The organism is Amycolatopsis sp. NPDC000009, assembly GCF_055563465.1.
Genome location: NZ_JBVHDI010000021.1, coordinates 23,915 through 40,698, shown reverse-complemented (window position 1 = coordinate 40,698; position 16,784 = coordinate 23,915). Strand labels below are relative to the sequence as shown.

Here is a 16,784-nt window from a genome sequence, read left to right as displayed (position 1 = left end):
TCGACAGTCCAGAATGTTCCGCCGGTTGAGATAGGCGATATCGTGGTGAACGTGACAGTGCCCGACCTGCCGGACCCGGACGGCCTCGACGCCCCCGCCATCGCCGCGGTGGCGGCGCTCGAAGACGACCTCCGTCGCGGCATGTACGCCTACGCACGGCGCGCGAGGCGTCCGGTCACGCGTGACGAAGCGGCGGCGGCGGTCGGGATCTCCCGCAAGCTCGCCGCCTTCCATCTCGACAAGCTCGTGGCGGCCGGGCTGCTCAGATTCGGCTTCGCGGCCGGTCCGGTGGTGAAGGTGGGGCGCAGGCCGAAGGTCTACGAACCCGTCGACGAAGCCATCCAGGTGCAGCTTCCCGCTCGGCGTCACGAGATTCTCGCGGGCATCCTGGCTGAAGCCGTGCTCGCCGAAGGGAGCGGTGAGACCGCGCGGGAAGCCGTGCTGCGGGTCGCGGGGGAGCGAGGTTTCGCGGCGGGAGAAGAAGAACGAGCGCGAACGCGTCCCGGCAGGCTTGGCACGGAACGCGCGCTCACCGTCGCCGAGGGGGTGCTTCGCCGCTACGGTTTCGAGCCGAGCCGGGACAGCAGGACCTGCGTCCGGCTGCGGAACTGCCCGTTCCATCCGCTGGCCGCGAAGGCTCCGGAGCTGGTCTGCGGGATCAATCAGGCTTTCCTGGCCGGTTTCCTGAACGGCGTGCGCGCCGGGAACGTGGAAGCGGCCCTCGTTCCCGGCACGGCCGAATGCTGTGTGGAGCTGCGACAGGCCGAATAGGCCGATCAGGCGGCGCCGGCGATCTGCCGCGTGGCGACGTTGAGCCGGTTCCAGGTGTTGATGGCGGCGATGGACAGGACCAGGCTCGAGAGCTGCTTTTCGTCGTAGTGACGAGCGGCCTCGTTCCAGACCGCGTCGTCGACCGGGTCGGCCCGGTCCGCGATCCGGGTGATGGCCTCGGCCAGCGCGAGCGCCGCGCGTTCGGCGTCGGTGTAGTAGGCCGTGTCACGCCACGCCGCCACGGTGAAGATTCGCTCGTCGGACTCGCCCGCCTTGCGCAGTTCCTTGGTGTGCATCTCCAGGCAGCCGCTGCATCCGTTGATCTGGCTGGCGCGGACGTGCATGAGGTAGTGCGTGGTGTTCGGGACACCGGTGTCGCCGGTCGACTCCGCCAGCGCGATGAGGGCCTTCAGCGTGGCCGGGTTCGCCATCGCGGGGTTCGGGATCCGGGTTTCCATGATGTTCTCCTTCTGGGTTTCCGTCTTGCTTTCAGCCCACTGACGGATCCCGGACCGGAGATGTGACCGGACTTCACCAGGGCACGGAGTGCTCAAGCCCTAGGCGGGCACCGTCGCGCGGTCGCGGAGCGAGACCTCCAGTTTGAAGCCCTCGGGCTTGAGTGTCAGCAGCTCCTGCACCTTCAGCCGATAAGACGGGTCGCCGCGCAGCTCGTACCTGCTCAGCAGCATGCCGAGTACCAATGTCGCCTCGTGCAGGGCGAACTGCCGCCCGATGCAGGCCCGCTCGCCGGTGCCGAAGGGTTTGTAGACGTGCGCCGGGCGGGCACGGTTGCGTTCCGGGGAGAAACGGTCCGGGTCGAACGACTCGGGATCGTCTCCCCAGACGGGATCACGGTGCAGTGCCGGGATGAGGACCAGCGCCCACTGTCCCTTCCGCATCGGGTACTCGCCGCCGACGACGGTGTCCACCTGGGCCTGGCGCGCGAACGCGGGCGCCGTCGGCCAAAGCCGGAGCGCTTCGTCGAGCACTCGCCGGACATAGCGGAGCTTCGCGACTTCCGCGTAGGACGGGTCCGGATTCCCGCCCCACACCTTGTCCACTTCGGACTGTGCGCGGGCAAGGACGTCCGGATTCCTGGCGAGGTAGTACAGGGCGAACGACAGCGCGCCCGAAGTGGTTTCGTGCCCGGCCACGAGGAAGGTGATGATCTGGTGCCGGATGTTGTCCTCGTCCAGCGCCTCGCCGGTGCTCGGCTGCGTGGTGTTCAGCATGAGCCCGAGCAGGTCCTCGGTGCTCGTGTCGTTCCGGCGCGCCTCGATGACGTCGGCGACGACGGAGTGGAGGAACGTCAGGTCCGCTTCGTTGCGCTGGTTCGCCTTGCGGCTGAGGAGCGGTCCGATGACCGGCGGCTGGATCGCCCTTCGCTGCGCGTGGCGCAGTGTGCGGACCATCGCGGCGACGAACGGATGCGGCTCAGCGCGTTCGAACGAGGAGAAGCTGTAGCCGAATCCGGTGCGGCCGATGGTCTCCAGCGTCAGCTTGGTCATGTCGTCCGCGACGTCGACCTCGCCACCCTTGTCCCACGTGTCCAGCAGCTCGCGGGTGATCGCCAGCATCGTCGGGTGGTAGCGCTGCATGGCGTTGCGGCTGAACGCGGGTGCGAGGATCTCGTGCGCGCGCCGCCAGTTCAGCTCTTCGTTGTGTGCGGTGAACAGGCCGTCGCCGCCGAGCGGGCGCAGATTCGAGATCGCGGGCGTGACGTGCTTCGCGAAGCGCTTCTCGTCGGAGAGGTCGGCGACCATCTCGGCGCCGTTGACGAACACGATGCTCCGGCCGAACACCTTGCGCTCGAAAACGGGGCCCAGTTCGGCCGCGTGCCGCATCGAGTCCTGGACCGGCGTCTTCGGCGACACGCCGAGCACGTCGCCGATCAGCGGGATCCGTCGCGGGGGATGGGGGAGAGCGGTGGCCATCGAGCCCCTCCTGATGAGCACTGTGAGCGCTGTTGAACCGACATCCAATAGCGAGCGTGGCCTGTTACTGAACTCGTGTCAAGTAAGTACGATGCCCCGATGGCGCCGAGTACTTCTTCCGGAAAGCCCCGCAGCAGGCTGAGCACCGCCGAGCGGCGGGAACAGCTGCTGCGGATCGGCGCCCGCCTGTTCGCGGAGCGGCCGTACGACGACGTGTGGATCGAGCAGGTCGCGGACATCGCCGAGGTGTCGCGCGGGCTGCTGTACCACTACTTCCCGACGAAACGGGACTTCGTCACCGAGGTCATCAAGGCGCAGGGCGAACGCCTGCTCGAGATGACCAAATCCGATCCCACGCTCCCGCTCGCGGAGCAGTTGACGGCCGGCCTCGACGCGTACCTGCGCTACGTCGAAGCCAACGAGGACGGCTACCGGGCACTGCACTCGGGCACGTCGATCGCCGTCGACGGCGTGCGCGAGGTCCTGGACAACAACTTCGCCGAGCAGGGGCGCCGGATCCTCGAGGTGCTGTGCCCGGACGGCGATCCGCCCGAGGCCCTGCGGGTGCTCGTCCGCGGCTGGCTGGCCTTCGTCGTCGCGGTCTGCCTCGACTGGCTCAAGTGCCGGAGTCTGAACCGGGACCAGATCAGGGATCTGTGCGCGAAGGCGCTGCTCGACCTCGTCGACGTGCCAACATGACCTCGGCGCGTTCCTCGATCAGCTTCATCCGGGCGAGCCGCTCGCCGTCGTCGTTGTGCGCCGCGGACCGGGTGACCTGACCGGCCCACTTCCGATAGAACATGCCGCACGTGGCGACGAAGTAGCCGTCCGAGCAGGCGTTCGCGGCGAGGATCAGCCCAGTGTCCTCTGAGGCGGGCAGCGCCATCCAGCCGCCGAGATCCAGCAGCAGTTCGCGGCGGATGCACAGCGTCCCGGCCACCACCGACGACACGTATCCGTTGCGCTGCCAGTGGCGCAGGATCGCGCCGCGTTCGATCCGCCCCTCCTCGGGATCACTGTCGACACCGGCCGTGGTCCCGTCGGGAAAGAGGTCGAGCACCCGGCAAGTCGTCCAGCCGATCTCGGGATCCTCCAGCGCCGCGATGTCCCGCGCGAGCGCGCCGGGAGCCAAGAGGTCGTCCGCGTCGAGTGCCTTGATCAGCTCACCGGTGGAGCGCGACAGCGCCATCATCCGTGCGACCCCGGGGCCGCCCCGGCGGCCCGAGCCGGGCAGCACGCGCTCGTCCGCGGGGAGGACGTCGTCGAGCAGACCGGTCTCGCCGTCCTCCTGTACCAGCCATTCCCAGGTCCAGCCCGGTGCGAGTTCCTGCGCGGCGAGGGATTCGTACGCCTCGGTCAGGTACGGCAGGCTCGGCGGGTGGACCGGGGTGATCACGCTGACGACCGGCATGATCAGACCGGGCGTCGAGCGGTGATCAGGAGGTGCTCCTCCGGCGGTGTCCCCGGCTCGTCCGCCGTGAAGACCTCCGAATGGGTGCCGGTGACCTCCATCCCGGCCGCCTCGACCCGCCGGACGAGGTCGTCCGGGGCGAAACTGGTCACGCGGAAGGTACGGCCGAAGAACTCCGCGGGCGCGTCCTCGGCGTCACGCGGAACGGTGACCAGAGCGAAAAGCCCACCCGGTACCAGCCAGCGCGCGATGTCGGCGAGCACGGCTTCGGTGTCCTTGCGCGGCATCTGGAGGAACGGGAAGAAGGCGCAGACGGCCTCCCACGACTCGGGCGGCGAGGTCCATTCACGCACGTCGGCGTGGACGAAGGTGGCGGCTGGAACCTGCTCGCGCGCGAGATCGACCATCACCGGCGAAACGTCGAGCCCGGTCACCCGATGCCCGGCGGAGGACAGGTCCTCGGCCACCGGTTTGCCGGTTCCGCTGCCGATGTCGAGCACCCTCGACGACGGCGGCAGGCTGTCCAGCAGCCGCCGCACCGCCTTGTCGACCGCCGGCGCCCGGCCGAAGACGTCTTCGTAGGCGGAACCGATGGCGTCGAACAACTCTGCCGCCGTGACCGGACGGTCCATTGCGCAGCTCCCCGGATCGAGTGGATCTCCTCCGGCGAATCTACCGATCGACGTCCTCAAAGGACGGGCCCGCCCGGACCCTTAGACTGGAGCCGACGGAGTTACTGGGGTTTGGGGTTCACGATGAGCGTGTCGAGTGACGAGTTCCACCGGATGCTGAAGTCGCTCGCCGAGGTCGAGCGATCCGACGCGAAGGAGTGGGAGTCGTTCAGCGTGCGCGGGAAGCGGTTCGGCTACTACTGGCCGCGGACCCAGACCGTCGGCCTGAAGCAGACGCTCTCCGAACAGGAAGCCCTCGTGGCCGAGCGGCCGGACGTCTTCGAGGTGCAGTTCACGGCCGGGGGATTCGGCTGGGTGGTCGTGTACCTCGACGGCATCGAATCCGACGAGCTGAACGAATTGGTTTACGAGGCATGGCGGCTGTCCGCTCCCGAAGAACTGGTCGATCAGGTTCCGCCGCCCTGCTGAGCGTTACCGCATTCGTGTGTTGACGCGCGTCACTTCGTTCGCGGGGAACGTTTTCCGAGTCGTGGCGTTGTAGAGGGTGTCGGTACGGATGGTGCCCCCGGGCCTCACCCTTCGCCTTCATGGAATACCGGTTCGGCCGGAGCCATGTCGTGCCTTTCGCCGAGAGGCGGCCCACCGTACCGGCTTCAGCTCCCGCTTCCGCTCGCAGGTGACCCCCAGGCCTTCGCTGAGCGGGAGCGGGTCTTTTCGTCCGCCCGGTTTCGGGTTGACACAGGTCACTCGCCCGAGGGGAACATTTCGGTGTGTCTTCGCGTTATATGAATTGTCCGCTTCCGCTCGCAGGTAACCCCCAGGCCTTCGCAGAGCGGGAGCGGATCTTTTTTCGTGCATTCGTGTGTAGACGCGGGTCACACCGATTCGGGATCGGCGCCGGGGAACATTTCGAACGGCGGTGCGTTGTAGAGAGTGTCGGTACGGATGGTGCCCCCGGGCCTCACCCTTCGCCTTCACGGAATACCGGTTCGGCCGGAGCCGTGTCGCGCCACTCGCCGAGAGGCGGCCCCCGTACCGGCCACAAACTCCCGCTTCCTGCTCGCAGGAACCCCCAGCCTTCGCTGAGCGGAAGCGGGACCTTTTCTTTTAGCCCGTCGCCGGTCCGGTGGCGGGCTTTTCGTGGTCGGGTGCCTGAGGGAGCCTCTGGCCTCCGATGGAACTACGCGGCACGTTCACGCTCTTGGACTGCCGCATAGGCATCAGGATCGAGTGCGACCGCGTCGTGGCGAGTTGTGAGGGGGTCAGCGGGACGTAGGCATGACGAGGTGCCTGTCGCCGGTGTGGCTGGCGGGCTCCTCGGGGTTCAGCGGTGATGGAAACCGCACAGCAGCAGGGGATTCCGAAGATCGGTCGGTCCGCCCAGTGCTCAATATGATGGGCTTGTCAGTTCTTTGGCTTCCGGTGACATTCCGGGAACGCGCAGCCGTCGTCGCGGATGGGTGAGATGTCGCGGCGGCGCACGAGGTGCAGTTCATCGGGGGTGCCGGAAGGCTGTCTCGCGCCGGCGATCGTGCGCCCGGCGACACCGGATTCGGGCCAGGGCGCGAGCGCTGGTCCTTCGGTCGTGGTCGGTCCGCTGGTGGTGGACTGTGTGGATTTCGGGACGTTGGATGTCTCGAAATCCACACAGTCGTGCGTGATCGGTCCGGTCACGCACGACTGTGTGGGCATGCCGAGGGGCCCGTCGCCGGGTGGCTGGCGGGCTCCTCGGGGGTTCAGCGGTGGTGCAGGGTGTTGCGGCGGGGTTGTCGGAGTGGATCCCGATATTGGGGTGGGATGAACTCCGGTAACCCGTCGGCCGCCATCCGTACTTCCCAGTCACCGTGATGAATCAGCCGGTGATGGAATCCGCACAGCAGCACGAGATTCCGGAGATCGGTGGGTCCGCCGTCCACCCAGTGCTCGATATGATGGGCGTGACAATTCTTGGGTTTCCGATCACATTCAGGGAAGGCACAACCTCCGTCGCGGATGTTCAACGCGCGGCGTTGGCCTGGGGTGACGAACCGTCTCAGGCGCCCCATGTCCAGCGGTTCACCCGAGGCGCTCATCACGACCGGCAACATCAGGCAGTCGCAGGCCGCGAGCCGAGCTTCCCGCGCAGTCATGGTTCCGACGAAGTCGAGACACGCGGTCCCGAGACCGGATTTGAGTTCCTCAAGGCCGATGGTCACGTGCACCAACGTGCGATACCCGCTGGTCCCGGGCTGGTCTGGGCAGGCGATGGCGAGGTCGAGGAGGTCGACCCAGGCGTCGCCCATGCGTTCGCACTTCATCCGCAGATCCGCCTGCCCGAACTCGTCCACCGGCCGCGGCTGCGCATGAGCCTCCAACGCCGCCGCCGTGCGAGCACCGGTCTCATCATCAAGCAGACCGGTCAGCTTCCAGAACCCGTCCTTGCGGCGCTCCAACGTGATCTCGCGGCGCGGTTCCTTCGGCTCGGGATCCTTCGGTTCCTTGCCGTCGGGGTCTAGCCAGCCCAGCAGGTTCGTCTCAGCCTTCGCGAGTCGTCGCGGCCCGGCATCCGGGGCAAGTTCGGCGAGGATCCTGTCCGCTTCCGCCCGATCCTCAGCCGTGGTGTCGGCAGGAAGGTTCTTCAAGATCTCCAGAATCTGATCGATCCGCTCATCCCCGACCAACCCCTGAGCGGCGACCGCAGCGGTCGCCGGAGCAACCGGCGGAACCTCGCTACCGTCCAAGGCGCGAGTGGGATTCAACGCGAGCGCCCGGTTCACCACCGCACGCGCCTCACCCACCGACAACCCCGCCATATCCGCGAACCACTTATCGGTACGGCCATAGCCATACAAGTCTTTGGGGCCCCGATTCTCGATCTCCGCCAAAAACTGCCCCAAACCGGCAGTGGCCATCCGAATCACCCGCAAAGACTGCTGCACACCATGCGCAAGCTCCAGCTTGCCGGCGCGCCACAACTCCTGCGGCAACTCGGGGAGAAAGGTCTCGGACACCCCTCCAGAATACCGCAAACAATAGAACAAATGTTCGTAATTTTAAGCGACCAGCGAAACGCGTGAACAACACTGAAGGGTGATTCCGCCTCGCCTGGAGATCACGCAAAGAAAGCGTGCCGCAATTAGTCGGCTAAATGCGTACGAAGCAGGGACCGGCCGCCTCAGGACTCCACGAGCGCTCCATCGGTCAACCGCACCCGCCGATCGACCTTGATCTCCCGGAGGAACCGCTCGTCATGGCTCACGACCACGAAAGCCCCTTGATACGCCCCCAACGCGCTCTCCAGTTGCTCGACGCTGACCAGGTCGAGGTTGTTGGTCGGTTCGTCGAGCAGCAGGAGTTGCGGCGCGGGTTCGGCGAACAGGACGCAGGCCAGGGTGGCTCGCAGGCGTTCGCCCCCGGAGAGCACGCCGACGGGAAGCTGGCTTCGCGCGCCTCGGAACAGGAAGCGGGCGAGCAGGGTCATGCGTTGCGACTCGGGGAGGCTCGGGGCGAACGCGGCGAAGTTCTCGGCGATCGTCCGGTCGAGGTCCAGCAGGTCGAGCCGCTGGGAGAGGTACGCGATCCGGCCTTCGGCGCGTTTCACCACGCCACTGTCCGGCGTGAGGTCTCCGTTGAGCACCCGGAGAAGGGTCGATTTGCCGCTGCCGTTTCCGCCGGTCAGCGCGATCCGTTCGGGGCCGCGGATCGTCAGGTCGACGCCGCCGCCCGCGAAGACGTTCCGGTCGCCGTAGCGGACTTGGATGTGCTCGCCCTGGAACATCGTTCGCCCGGCGGGGACGTTGGTACCCGGCAGGATCAGCGCGATCTTCTGGTCGTCGCGGAGGGAGCGTTCGGCCTCGTCGAGACGGTTCTTCGCCTCGCTGACCCGGGCGGCGTGCGTCTCGTTCGCCTTGCCCGCGGACTCCTGGGCGTTGCGTTTCATGGTGCCGGCGAAGATCTTCGGCAGACCGGCGTTGCCGAGGTTCCTGGCGGCGTTGCCCGCGCGGCGCGCCGCCCGCTCGCGGGCCTGCTGCATCTCCCGCTTCTCGCGTTTGACCTCTTGTTCGGCGCTGCGGACGTTGCGTTCGGCGACCTCTTGCTCGGCCTTGACCGCCGCTTCGTACTGGGTGAAGTTCCCGCCGTGGTATCGGAGATCGCCGCGGTCGAGTTCGGCGATCCGGTCCATCCGGTCGAGCAGTTCCCGGTCGTGGCTCACCAGCAGCAGGCAGCCGGACCAGTCTTCGAGCACCCCGTAGAGCTTGCGGCGGGCGTCGAGGTCGAGGTTGTTGGTCGGCTCGTCCAGCAGCAGGATGTCGGGCCGCTTCAGCAGTTGCGCGGCCAGGCCGAGGGAGATGATCTGCCCGCCGCTCAACGTCCGCAGGCTCCGGTCCAGCGAGATGCCGTCGAGGCCGAGCCGGTCGAGCTGGGCGCGGGTGCGCTCCTCGATGTCCCAGTCGGTCCCGATGGTGGTGAAGTGCTCCTCGCTCGCGTCGCCGGACTCGATCGCGCTCAGTGCCGCGAGCTGCGGCGCGATGCCCAGCACCTCGGCCACGTTCAGGTCGGCGGTGAGCGGCAGCGACTGCGGCAGATAGCCGAGGACACCCTGGGTGGAGGCCGACCCGGACGTCGGACGCAGTTCGCTGGCGATCAGTTTGAGGAGCGTGCTCTTGCCCGCTCCGTTCGGCGCCACCAGGCCGGTGCGGCCGCCGGGCACGGTGAAGGACAGGTCGTCGAAGACCGGGGTGTCATCCGGCCAGGAGAAGGAGAGGGCGGACACGACGACGAAGGCGTCTGACATGGAAATGACCTCGTGAAAGACAGCGGGCGCCTCGAGGCTGCACCGCGGTGGACGTGGCTTGAGGGGACGACAAAGAGGCCACGTCGGCGTCGCGCCGGTGGCCTGCCTGCTCCGGCTCACCCGGAGATGTCGTCTTCACCTGCCACGTCTGGTCTCCACTGCTCGTTGATCAGGTCCGTATCCACGATAACAAGACCCGCCGGAGCGTGGCCACCGCAATCCCGGTCAGGGAAGTGTCGTTCAGGACGAAGAGCGTCCTGAACGACACTCGGCCTCAGCTCAGCCCGTTGAGACTGATCGTCCGGGCATACCAGAGCGCGCTCTGTTTCGGCGTCCGCCGCTGCGTCGCGTAATCGACGTGGACGAGCCCGAACCGCTTGCCGTACCCCTCGGCCCACTCGAAGTTGTCGAGCAGCGACCAATAGAAGTAGCCGCGCAGGTCGACGCCCGCCGCGATCGCCTCGTACGCGGCGCGCAGATGCGAGTCGAGGAAGGCGATCCGGTCGGTGTCCGCGATGTCCCCGCCGATCAACGCGTCCGGATAGGACGCGCCGTTCTCGGTGATGTACAACGGGATCGGCCGATAGTCTCGATGGACCTGGAGGAGGCACTCGGTGAGCCGCGATGGCTGGACCTCCCAGCCGGAGTCGGTGCGGGGCGCCGCTTCGTCGGGCACGAAATGGACGTCGGGGGAGCCGAGCCAGTCGGCGCCGGCCGGTTCGCTGCCGGGAAGCGGGGTGCCGGCGACCTGGTAGCCGCGGTAGTAGTTGATGCCCAGCCAGTCGATCGGAGCGGCGATGGTCGCGAGGTCGCCGTCCCACACCAGTTCACCGATACCGAGCGGCGCCAGGTCGGTCAGCAGATCCCCGGGGTAGGAGCCCCGGAGCACCGGGTCCAGGAACAGCCGGTTCTGCAGGCCGTCGATCCGGCGCGCGGCCTCGGAGTCCACAGTGGATGACGGATCGACCGCCGACACCGGGTACAGGTTCAGCGTGATCCCCGACGACGCGGCGGGCGCGTGCCGACGCAGGACGTCCATCGCCAGTCCGTGTCCGAGCAGCAGGTGGTGCGCGGCCGCGACGGCGGCACGAGGTTCCTGCCTGCCGGGGGCGTGGATCCCGCGCGCGTAGCCCAGCATCGCGGCGCACCACGGCTCGTTCAAGGTGGACCAGCGCGGCACCCGGTCGCCCAGGCGCGCCACGACCGTTTCGGCGTATTCGGCGAACCGGAAGGCGGTCTCGCGTGCCGCCCAGCCGCCCTCGTCTTCCAGCGACTGGGGGAGATCCCAGTGATACAGCGTCGCCCAGGGTTCGACCCCGGCCTCGAGAAGCTTGTCGACGAGCCGGTCGTAGAACGCGAGACCCCGCGGGTTCGGTGTGCCGCCGTCGGGCCGGATCCGCGGCCACGACAGGGAGAAGCGGTACGCGCCGAGCCCGAGCCCTCGCATGAGGTCGACGTCTTCGGCATAACGCCGGTAGTGGTCGGCGCCCGGTTCCCCGGTGTCGCCGCCGACGACGGCGCCGGGGCGGCGGGCGAAGACGTCCCAGATCGAGTCGGTCCGGCCGTCGGCGGCCGTCGCCCCTTCGACCTGGAAGGCCGCGGTGGCGGCGCCCCACACGAATCCGGGCGGGAACTCCAGCGCGGTCTTCGCCCGGACACTGTCGGGATGAGCGGACATGGTCACCCTTTCACGGCACCTTGCATGATCCCGGCCACGATCTGGCGGCCGAGGAGGAGGAAGACGATGAGGATCGGGATGGTGGCCAGGGTGGTCCCGGCCAGCACCAGCGAATAGTCGACGTAGTAGCCGCTCTGCAGCTTCTCCAGCGCCAGCTGGACGGTGGGGTTTCCGGCGTCCAGCACCACGAGCGGCCAGAGGAAGTCGTTCCACGACGTCATGAACGTGAACATCGCCAGGATCGCCGCGGCCGGGCGGACCGCGGGCAGGCAGACGTTCCAGAAGATCCGGATCATGCTGCAGCCGTCGACGCGGGCCGCCTCGATCAGTTCGAACGGTACGGCGTCCACCGTGTACTGCCGCATCCAGAAGACACCGAACGCCGTCACCAGGTTGGGCACGATCACCGACTGCAACCCGCCCGCCCAGCCGAATTCCGACATGGCCATGAACAGCGGGATGATGCCGAGCTGGGTCGGCACGGCGAGGGTGATGACGATGAACACGAACAACCCGTTCCGCCCGCGGAACCGCAGTTTGGCGAAGGCGAACCCTGCCAGTGACGAGAACAGCACCGTGGTGAGGGTGACCGTGCCGGACACGATCAAGCTGTTCGCGAGCGCCTTCCAGAACGGCACCGTGTCGAACACCCGCGCCGCGTTGGCGAAGAAGTTCCCGCCGGGCAGGAAGGGCGGGACCCGTTCGGTGAGCATCCCGCTGTCCCGGCTGGCGACGAGGAACGACCAGTAGAACGGAAAGAGCGAGCCCAGCACGAAGATCGTGAGGACGACGTAGGTCGCCCTGCGCGGCTTGCCCAGCGCCGAAACGCCTCGCTTGAGTCCACTGTGGATCACTGTCATTTCTTCTTCACCGCCGTGAGCCTGCCGGTGAGGAAGAAGTTCACCAGCGCGATGAGCACGATGATCACGAACAGCACCCACGCGATCGCCGAGGCGTAGCCGAGTTCGTAGTTCTCGAAGGCCGTTTGGTACAGGTACAGCGTCACGGTCTGGAACTGGTTGGACGAGCCGCCGTTGTTCGAGCCCGGCATGGCGTCGAACAGCTTGGGCTCGGTGAAGATCTGCAGGCCGCCGATCGTCGAGGTGATCGTGACGAAGATCAGCGTCGGCTTCAGCAAGGGGAGCGTGATGCTGAAGAACCGGCGTGCGGCGCCCGCCCCGTCGATCAATGCGGCCTCGTGCAGTTCCTTCGGGATAGCCTGCATCGCCGCGAGCACGATCAGCGCGTTGTACCCGGTCCAGCGCCAGTTCACCATGATCGCGATCGCGGCGTGGCTGCTGAACCGGCCGGCCTGCCAGTCGACCGGATCCAGCCCGATCGTCTGCAGGAGGCCGTTGACCAGCCCGTACTTCGGCCCGAACAGGTTCGCGAAGATGATCCCGAGCGCCACCAGGCTGGCGGCGTAGGGAAGCAGGACGCCGACGCGCCAGCCGGTCGCCCCGCGGAGCCTGGCGCTGAGCAGCGCTGCCAGGAGCACGGCGATGATCAGCTGCGGAACGCTGGAGAGCAGGAAGATGCTGACCGTGTTCTCGAGCGCGTTCCAGAACTGGGTGTCGGCGAACAGCTCCTTGAAGTTGTCCAGCCCGATGAAGACGGGGTTGTCGTCACCCGCCTCCCAGCTGAACAGGGACACGTACGCCGTGTAGAGCAGCGGGAACAGCCCGACGATCCCGAACACGACGAAGAACGGGGCGATGTAGAGGTACGGCGAGACCTTGACGTCCCACCGGCTCAGCCGATGGCGGAGGGCGGGCCGGGGCGACGTGCGCACCCCGGCCTTCTCCTCGTCCGGCGCGATCTTGTCGACGACGGTCATCGGTCAGCGCGTGATCTTCTTCGCGGCGTCGAGCAATTGAGCCCAGCCCTCGTCCGCGGACTTGCCCTGTTCGACGGCCTGCAGCGCCGGGCTCGACGCGTTCTCCTGGATCTGGCCGTCACCGGGGCCCTTGTACTGCGGCTTCGCGACCTTCTTCGCCTGCTCGGCGAACAGCTGGCCGATCTTGGCGCCGCCGAAGTAGGCGTCGGTCTCGCTCAGCAGCGCCTGGTCCTCCAGCGCCTTGACCTGGCTGGGGAAGGTGCCCTTCGCCTTGAATGCCTTGATCTGCTGCTCGGGCGCGGTCAGCCAGGCGGCGAGTTCGGCCGCCTCCTTCGGGTGCTTCGACTGCGTGGGCACGGTCAGATACGAGCCGCCCCAGTTCCCGCCGCCACCGGGGAAGGCCGCGGTGACCGCCCACTTGCCGGCGTTCTCGGGACCGGAGTGCTCCTCGATCACGCCGAGCATCCACGCGGGGCACACCTTCGTGGCGAAGGCGCCCTGCTTGAATCCGGAGTTCCACTCGTTGCTGAACGCGGTCAGCTTGGCCGACTGTCCTTTCGCGACAGCACCGGTGACCTTGGTCCAGGCGTCCTTGATGCCCTGGTTCGATTCCAGCGTCGGCTTGTCGTCGTTGCCGATGTAGCCGGTGGGGAGCTGGTTGACCATGGCGTTGAAGTTCTGCGCGGCCGAGTCGAACCACGCCTTGCCGCCGGTCTTGGCGACGTACTGGTCACCGGCGGCGAAGTAGCTGTCCCAGGTCGCGAACAGCGGCTTGACCGCTTCGGGGTCGGACGGCAGCCCAGCCGCTTCGAGCATGTCCTTGCGGTAGCACATCGCCAGCGGGCCGATGTCCGTCCCGTAACCGATGACCTTGCCGTCCTTGGTCTTCGCCGCGTCGTACTTCCAGGCGAGCCAGCGGTCGGGGGACGCCTCCGCCGGGCCGATCTTGGTCAGGTCGTTGAACTTCGAGCCCTTGTCGAGGACGTTCGACAGGTGTCCTTCCTCGACGGCGGTGACATCGGCGAGGCCGGAGCCGGCGGCCAGTTTCGTGATCAGATCCTGGTGGTACGGCCCGCCCTGACCGGTCTTGCGGTGGGTGATCTTGATGTTCGGATGCAGCCGTTCGTACTCGGGGATCAGCTCCTCGTAGCCGAATTCGGTGAACGTCGCCAGCGACAGCTCGACCTTCGCGTTCGGGTCCGACGCGGCGGGGGCGCCTCCGTCGTCACCGCCGCACGCCGCCAGGCCGAACGTCGTCATCGTGATACCCAGTGCCAGCACCAGGCCGTTCCGGATGCTCTTCACGTCTTTGTGTCCCTTGCTGATGGGGTGGGGAGAAAATGGGAGCGCTCCCAGGATGCGCCGAGTCTGTCGCCAAGGTATGGCGGTGTCAAGGGCTCGTAATGAGAGCGTTTCCATCAGGGGAGCGCTCTCAGTGTGGTCGCGTGCCGAGCACTAAGCTGTCGGTGTCCGGATGGAGCTGAAGAGTGAAGGTGGCGCGGGTGGGGCCTCGACCAGAGGAAGACGGCAGGCCGACGCTGGAGGACGTCGCCGCGTCCGCCGGGGTCAGCCGGTCGACGGCGTCCCGTGCGCTGAACGACGACGGCTACGTCAGCGCGCGCTCCCGCGAGAAGGTCCAGGCCGCGGCGCGCGAACTCGGCTACTCCCCGAACCAGGCGGCCAGGTCGCTGGTGACCAGGCGGACCGGCGCGGTCGCGGTCGTGTTGTCGGAGCCGGAGGCGCGGCTGCTCGACGACCCGTACCGCACCGCCGTCATGCGCGCGGGCTATCGCGAACTCGCCGACGTCGGCTGCCAGATGGTCTTGATCTTCAGCGACACCCGCGAGGATCTCGACCGCACGGTCCGGTTCCTCGACGGCGGGCACGTCGACGGCGTGCTCGTCTTCGCTCCGCACCGGACCGATCCGCTGCCTAAGGCGCTGCGGCAGCTGAGGATCCCGGTCGTGTACGGCGGGCAGGCGGCCGGCCTGAAACGCGGCGTCCACGTCGTCGACTTCGACAACGAGGGCGGCGCGAAGCTCGCGGTCGCGCATCTGGTCGAGGCCGGTCATCGCCGGATCGCCACGATCGCGGGCCCGCAGGACCAGAGCGCGGCGATCGACCGGCTGTCGGGCTGGCGCAAGACCCTCCTCGACGCCGGGCTCGACCCGGCGGACCTGATGGAGGAAGGCGACTTCACCCTGACCAGCGGGGCGAAGGCGATGTCGAATCTGCTCGAACGGCGCCCCGACCTCGACGCCGTCTTCGTGGCGAGCGACATGATGGCCCTCGGCGCGCTCCGCACCCTGCATTCCGCCGGACGGCGGATCCCGGCGGACGTCGCCGTCGTCAGCTTCGACGACAACGCGACCCTCGCGCCGGAGATGGATCCGCCGCTGACCTCGGTCCACCAGGACCCGCGGGAACAGGTGCACGCGATGGTCGAGACCCTGCTCGCGGTGATGGACGACCGGGATCTCAAGCCCCGCCAGCGGATCTTGCCGGTCTCGCTCACGCATCGCGCCTCCAGCTGAGGCCACGCCACGTTCGACTCACCTCTCCGTGTGCCGGATCGCCGCCAGCGGCTGCGCGAGCACGGCTCCGTGACCCGACTGTGACTCGGCGAGCGCTTGACCCGGCTCGTGTTATCGCTAACACTTGCGGCACTCGTCACACGGTACCGGGATTGGGAGACAGGCGATGGCGCGCGACACCACCGACGGCAAGCAGGCCAGTCTCACCGACGTGGCCGCGCTCGCGGGGGTTTCGCATATGACGGTCTCGCGGGTCATCAACGGCACCGGGCCGGTCCGTGCCGAGACGCGCGTGCGGGTCAACGCCGCCATCGAGCAGCTGGACTACCGGCCGAACTCGGTCGCCCGCGCGCTGGTCACCGGCCGCTCGGGCACGCTCGGCGTGGTCGCGCTGGAGGCGAACCTCTACGGTCCGGCCAGTACCTTGAGCGGGATCGAACACGCCGCCCGCGAAGCCGGCTACGCGACGACCATAACCAGCATCAGCCGCCCGGGCCGGTCGTCCATCGCGGACGCGGTGGAGCGCCTGCGCCGCCAGGCCGTCGAGGGCATCGTCGTGATCGCGCCGCACGTCACGGCCGCACGTGCGCTGGAAGCGGCGCCCAGCGACGTGCCGCTCGTCGCGGTCGGTGGCGGGCAAAAAGCTCCGGTTCCGGTGATCTCGGTCGACCAGTACGACGGCGCGCGGCGCGCCACCGAACATCTGCTCGGCCTCGGCCACCAGACGGTCTGGCATGTGGCCGGACCCGAAGACTGGCTGGAGGCGCTCGACCGCGAACGTGGCTGGCGCGAGACCCTGCAGCGGCACGGCGCACGGATCCCGCCCGTCGTCCGCGGCGACTGGAGCGCGCGTTCCGGGTACGCGGCGGGGCGGTCCCTCGTCGGCGAACGGGGGCTGGACGCGGTGTTCGTGGCGAACGACCAGATGGCACTGGGTTTTCTCCGCGCCTGCACCGAAGCCGGGGTGAACGTGCCGGGGGAGATGCGGATCGTCGGCTTCGACGACGTTCCCGAGGCGGCGTACTACACGCCGCCGCTGACGACGGTGCGCCAGGATTTCGTCGAAGTCGGGAGGCGCACGTTCGACCTGCTCCGCCGCCGGATGAACGGTGGTGAGAACCGTGATCGCGACCTGGTGGTCCCCGAACTGATCGTGCGGGAGAGCACCGGTCTTTCGTAGCACCGGGAGCCGTTTTCAAGGCTCGAGGTGCGA

At 67.8% G+C, this 16,784-nt stretch carries 15 protein-coding genes and 1 pseudogene; 5 read left to right on the top strand and 11 right to left on the bottom strand.

All coding sequences use genetic code 11. The annotated features are described in order from the left end of the window. Positions 1-45: 45 nt before the first annotated feature. Positions 46-771 carry a helix-turn-helix transcriptional regulator gene (locus tag ACZ3HL_RS36540; protein ID WP_465411918.1) on the top strand — a complete coding sequence of 242 codons (726 nt, stop codon included), beginning with the start codon at positions 46-48 and terminating at the stop codon, positions 769-771. A 5-nt stretch (positions 772-776) separates the two neighbouring features. On the opposite strand, the gene ACZ3HL_RS36535 is transcribed toward ACZ3HL_RS36540, so the two are convergent. After that, positions 777-1,229: a carboxymuconolactone decarboxylase family protein gene (locus ACZ3HL_RS36535; protein ID WP_465411584.1), complete on the bottom strand. Its 453-nt coding sequence runs from the start codon at positions 1,227-1,229 to the stop codon at positions 777-779. Between the two features lie 99 nt (positions 1,230-1,328). Further along, the gene (locus ACZ3HL_RS36530) at positions 1,329-2,705 is read right to left on the bottom strand and encodes a cytochrome P450 (protein WP_465535934.1); all 1,377 of its coding nucleotides are present in this window, start codon (positions 2,703-2,705) and stop codon (positions 1,329-1,331) included. A 99-nt stretch (positions 2,706-2,804) separates the two neighbouring features. Between ACZ3HL_RS36530 and ACZ3HL_RS36525 the strand changes: the two genes are divergently transcribed. Further along, complete coding sequence (locus tag ACZ3HL_RS36525) at positions 2,805-3,404, top strand: TetR/AcrR family transcriptional regulator (protein WP_465535932.1); 600 nt, start codon at positions 2,805-2,807, stop codon at positions 3,402-3,404. Here the strand turns inward: ACZ3HL_RS36525 and ACZ3HL_RS36520 are convergent. Both ACZ3HL_RS36520 and ACZ3HL_RS36515 read right to left on the bottom strand, forming a co-directional pair. Next, positions 3,352-4,116: a glycosyltransferase gene (locus ACZ3HL_RS36520; RefSeq protein WP_465535930.1), complete on the bottom strand. Its 765-nt coding sequence runs from the start codon at positions 4,114-4,116 to the stop codon at positions 3,352-3,354. The genes ACZ3HL_RS36525 and ACZ3HL_RS36520 overlap by 53 nt on opposite strands. Before the next feature lie 2 nt (positions 4,117-4,118). After that, complete coding sequence (locus ACZ3HL_RS36515) at positions 4,119-4,748, bottom strand: class I SAM-dependent DNA methyltransferase (RefSeq protein WP_465411580.1); 630 nt, start codon at positions 4,746-4,748, stop codon at positions 4,119-4,121. Between the two features lie 123 nt (positions 4,749-4,871). Between ACZ3HL_RS36515 and ACZ3HL_RS36510 the strand changes: the two genes are divergently transcribed. Then, complete coding sequence (locus tag ACZ3HL_RS36510; RefSeq protein WP_465535928.1) at positions 4,872-5,216, top strand: MmcQ/YjbR family DNA-binding protein; 345 nt, start codon at positions 4,872-4,874, stop codon at positions 5,214-5,216. 859 nt (positions 5,217-6,075) lie between these two features. On the opposite strand, the pseudogene ACZ3HL_RS36505 reads toward ACZ3HL_RS36510, so the two are convergent. From ACZ3HL_RS36505 to ACZ3HL_RS36475, 7 genes and pseudogenes are all read right to left on the bottom strand, one after another. Continuing rightward, positions 6,076-6,206 (bottom strand): annotated as a pseudogene (locus tag ACZ3HL_RS36505) (HNH endonuclease); the annotation flags it as partial. Positions 6,207-6,484: 278 nt separating this feature from the next. Further along, positions 6,485-7,738 (bottom strand): HNH endonuclease signature motif containing protein, encoded by a 1,254-nt coding sequence (locus ACZ3HL_RS36500; protein ID WP_465535926.1) that lies wholly within the window; start codon positions 7,736-7,738, stop codon positions 6,485-6,487. Between the two features lie 164 nt (positions 7,739-7,902). Next, the gene (gene abc-f, locus ACZ3HL_RS36495) at positions 7,903-9,522 is read right to left on the bottom strand and encodes a ribosomal protection-like ABC-F family protein (RefSeq protein WP_465535924.1); all 1,620 of its coding nucleotides are present in this window, start codon (positions 9,520-9,522) and stop codon (positions 7,903-7,905) included. A gap of 274 nt (positions 9,523-9,796) precedes the next feature. Further along, positions 9,797-11,200 carry a GH1 family beta-glucosidase gene (locus tag ACZ3HL_RS36490; RefSeq protein WP_465535922.1) on the bottom strand — a complete coding sequence of 468 codons (1,404 nt, stop codon included), beginning with the start codon at positions 11,198-11,200 and terminating at the stop codon, positions 9,797-9,799. Between the two features lie 2 nt (positions 11,201-11,202). Then, the gene (locus ACZ3HL_RS36485) at positions 11,203-12,060 is read right to left on the bottom strand and encodes a carbohydrate ABC transporter permease (RefSeq protein ID WP_465411576.1); all 858 of its coding nucleotides are present in this window, start codon (positions 12,058-12,060) and stop codon (positions 11,203-11,205) included. Next, complete coding sequence (locus ACZ3HL_RS36480) at positions 12,057-13,037, bottom strand: carbohydrate ABC transporter permease (RefSeq protein WP_465535920.1); 981 nt, start codon at positions 13,035-13,037, stop codon at positions 12,057-12,059. The genes ACZ3HL_RS36485 and ACZ3HL_RS36480 overlap by 4 nt, the downstream gene beginning before the upstream one ends. A gap of 3 nt (positions 13,038-13,040) precedes the next feature. Continuing rightward, entirely contained in the window at positions 13,041-14,342 is a 1,302-nt protein-coding gene (locus ACZ3HL_RS36475) for an ABC transporter substrate-binding protein (RefSeq protein WP_465535918.1), read from the bottom strand. A gap of 182 nt (positions 14,343-14,524) precedes the next feature. Between ACZ3HL_RS36475 and ACZ3HL_RS36470 the strand changes: the two genes are divergently transcribed. Beyond that, on the top strand, positions 14,525-15,571 hold the full coding sequence (locus tag ACZ3HL_RS36470) for a LacI family DNA-binding transcriptional regulator (protein ID WP_465535916.1): 1,047 nt from the start codon (positions 14,525-14,527) through the stop codon (positions 15,569-15,571). A 166-nt stretch (positions 15,572-15,737) separates the two neighbouring features. After that, the gene (locus ACZ3HL_RS36465) at positions 15,738-16,751 is read left to right on the top strand and encodes a LacI family DNA-binding transcriptional regulator (protein WP_465411572.1); all 1,014 of its coding nucleotides are present in this window, start codon (positions 15,738-15,740) and stop codon (positions 16,749-16,751) included. The last annotated feature ends 33 nt before the right edge of the window (positions 16,752-16,784 follow it).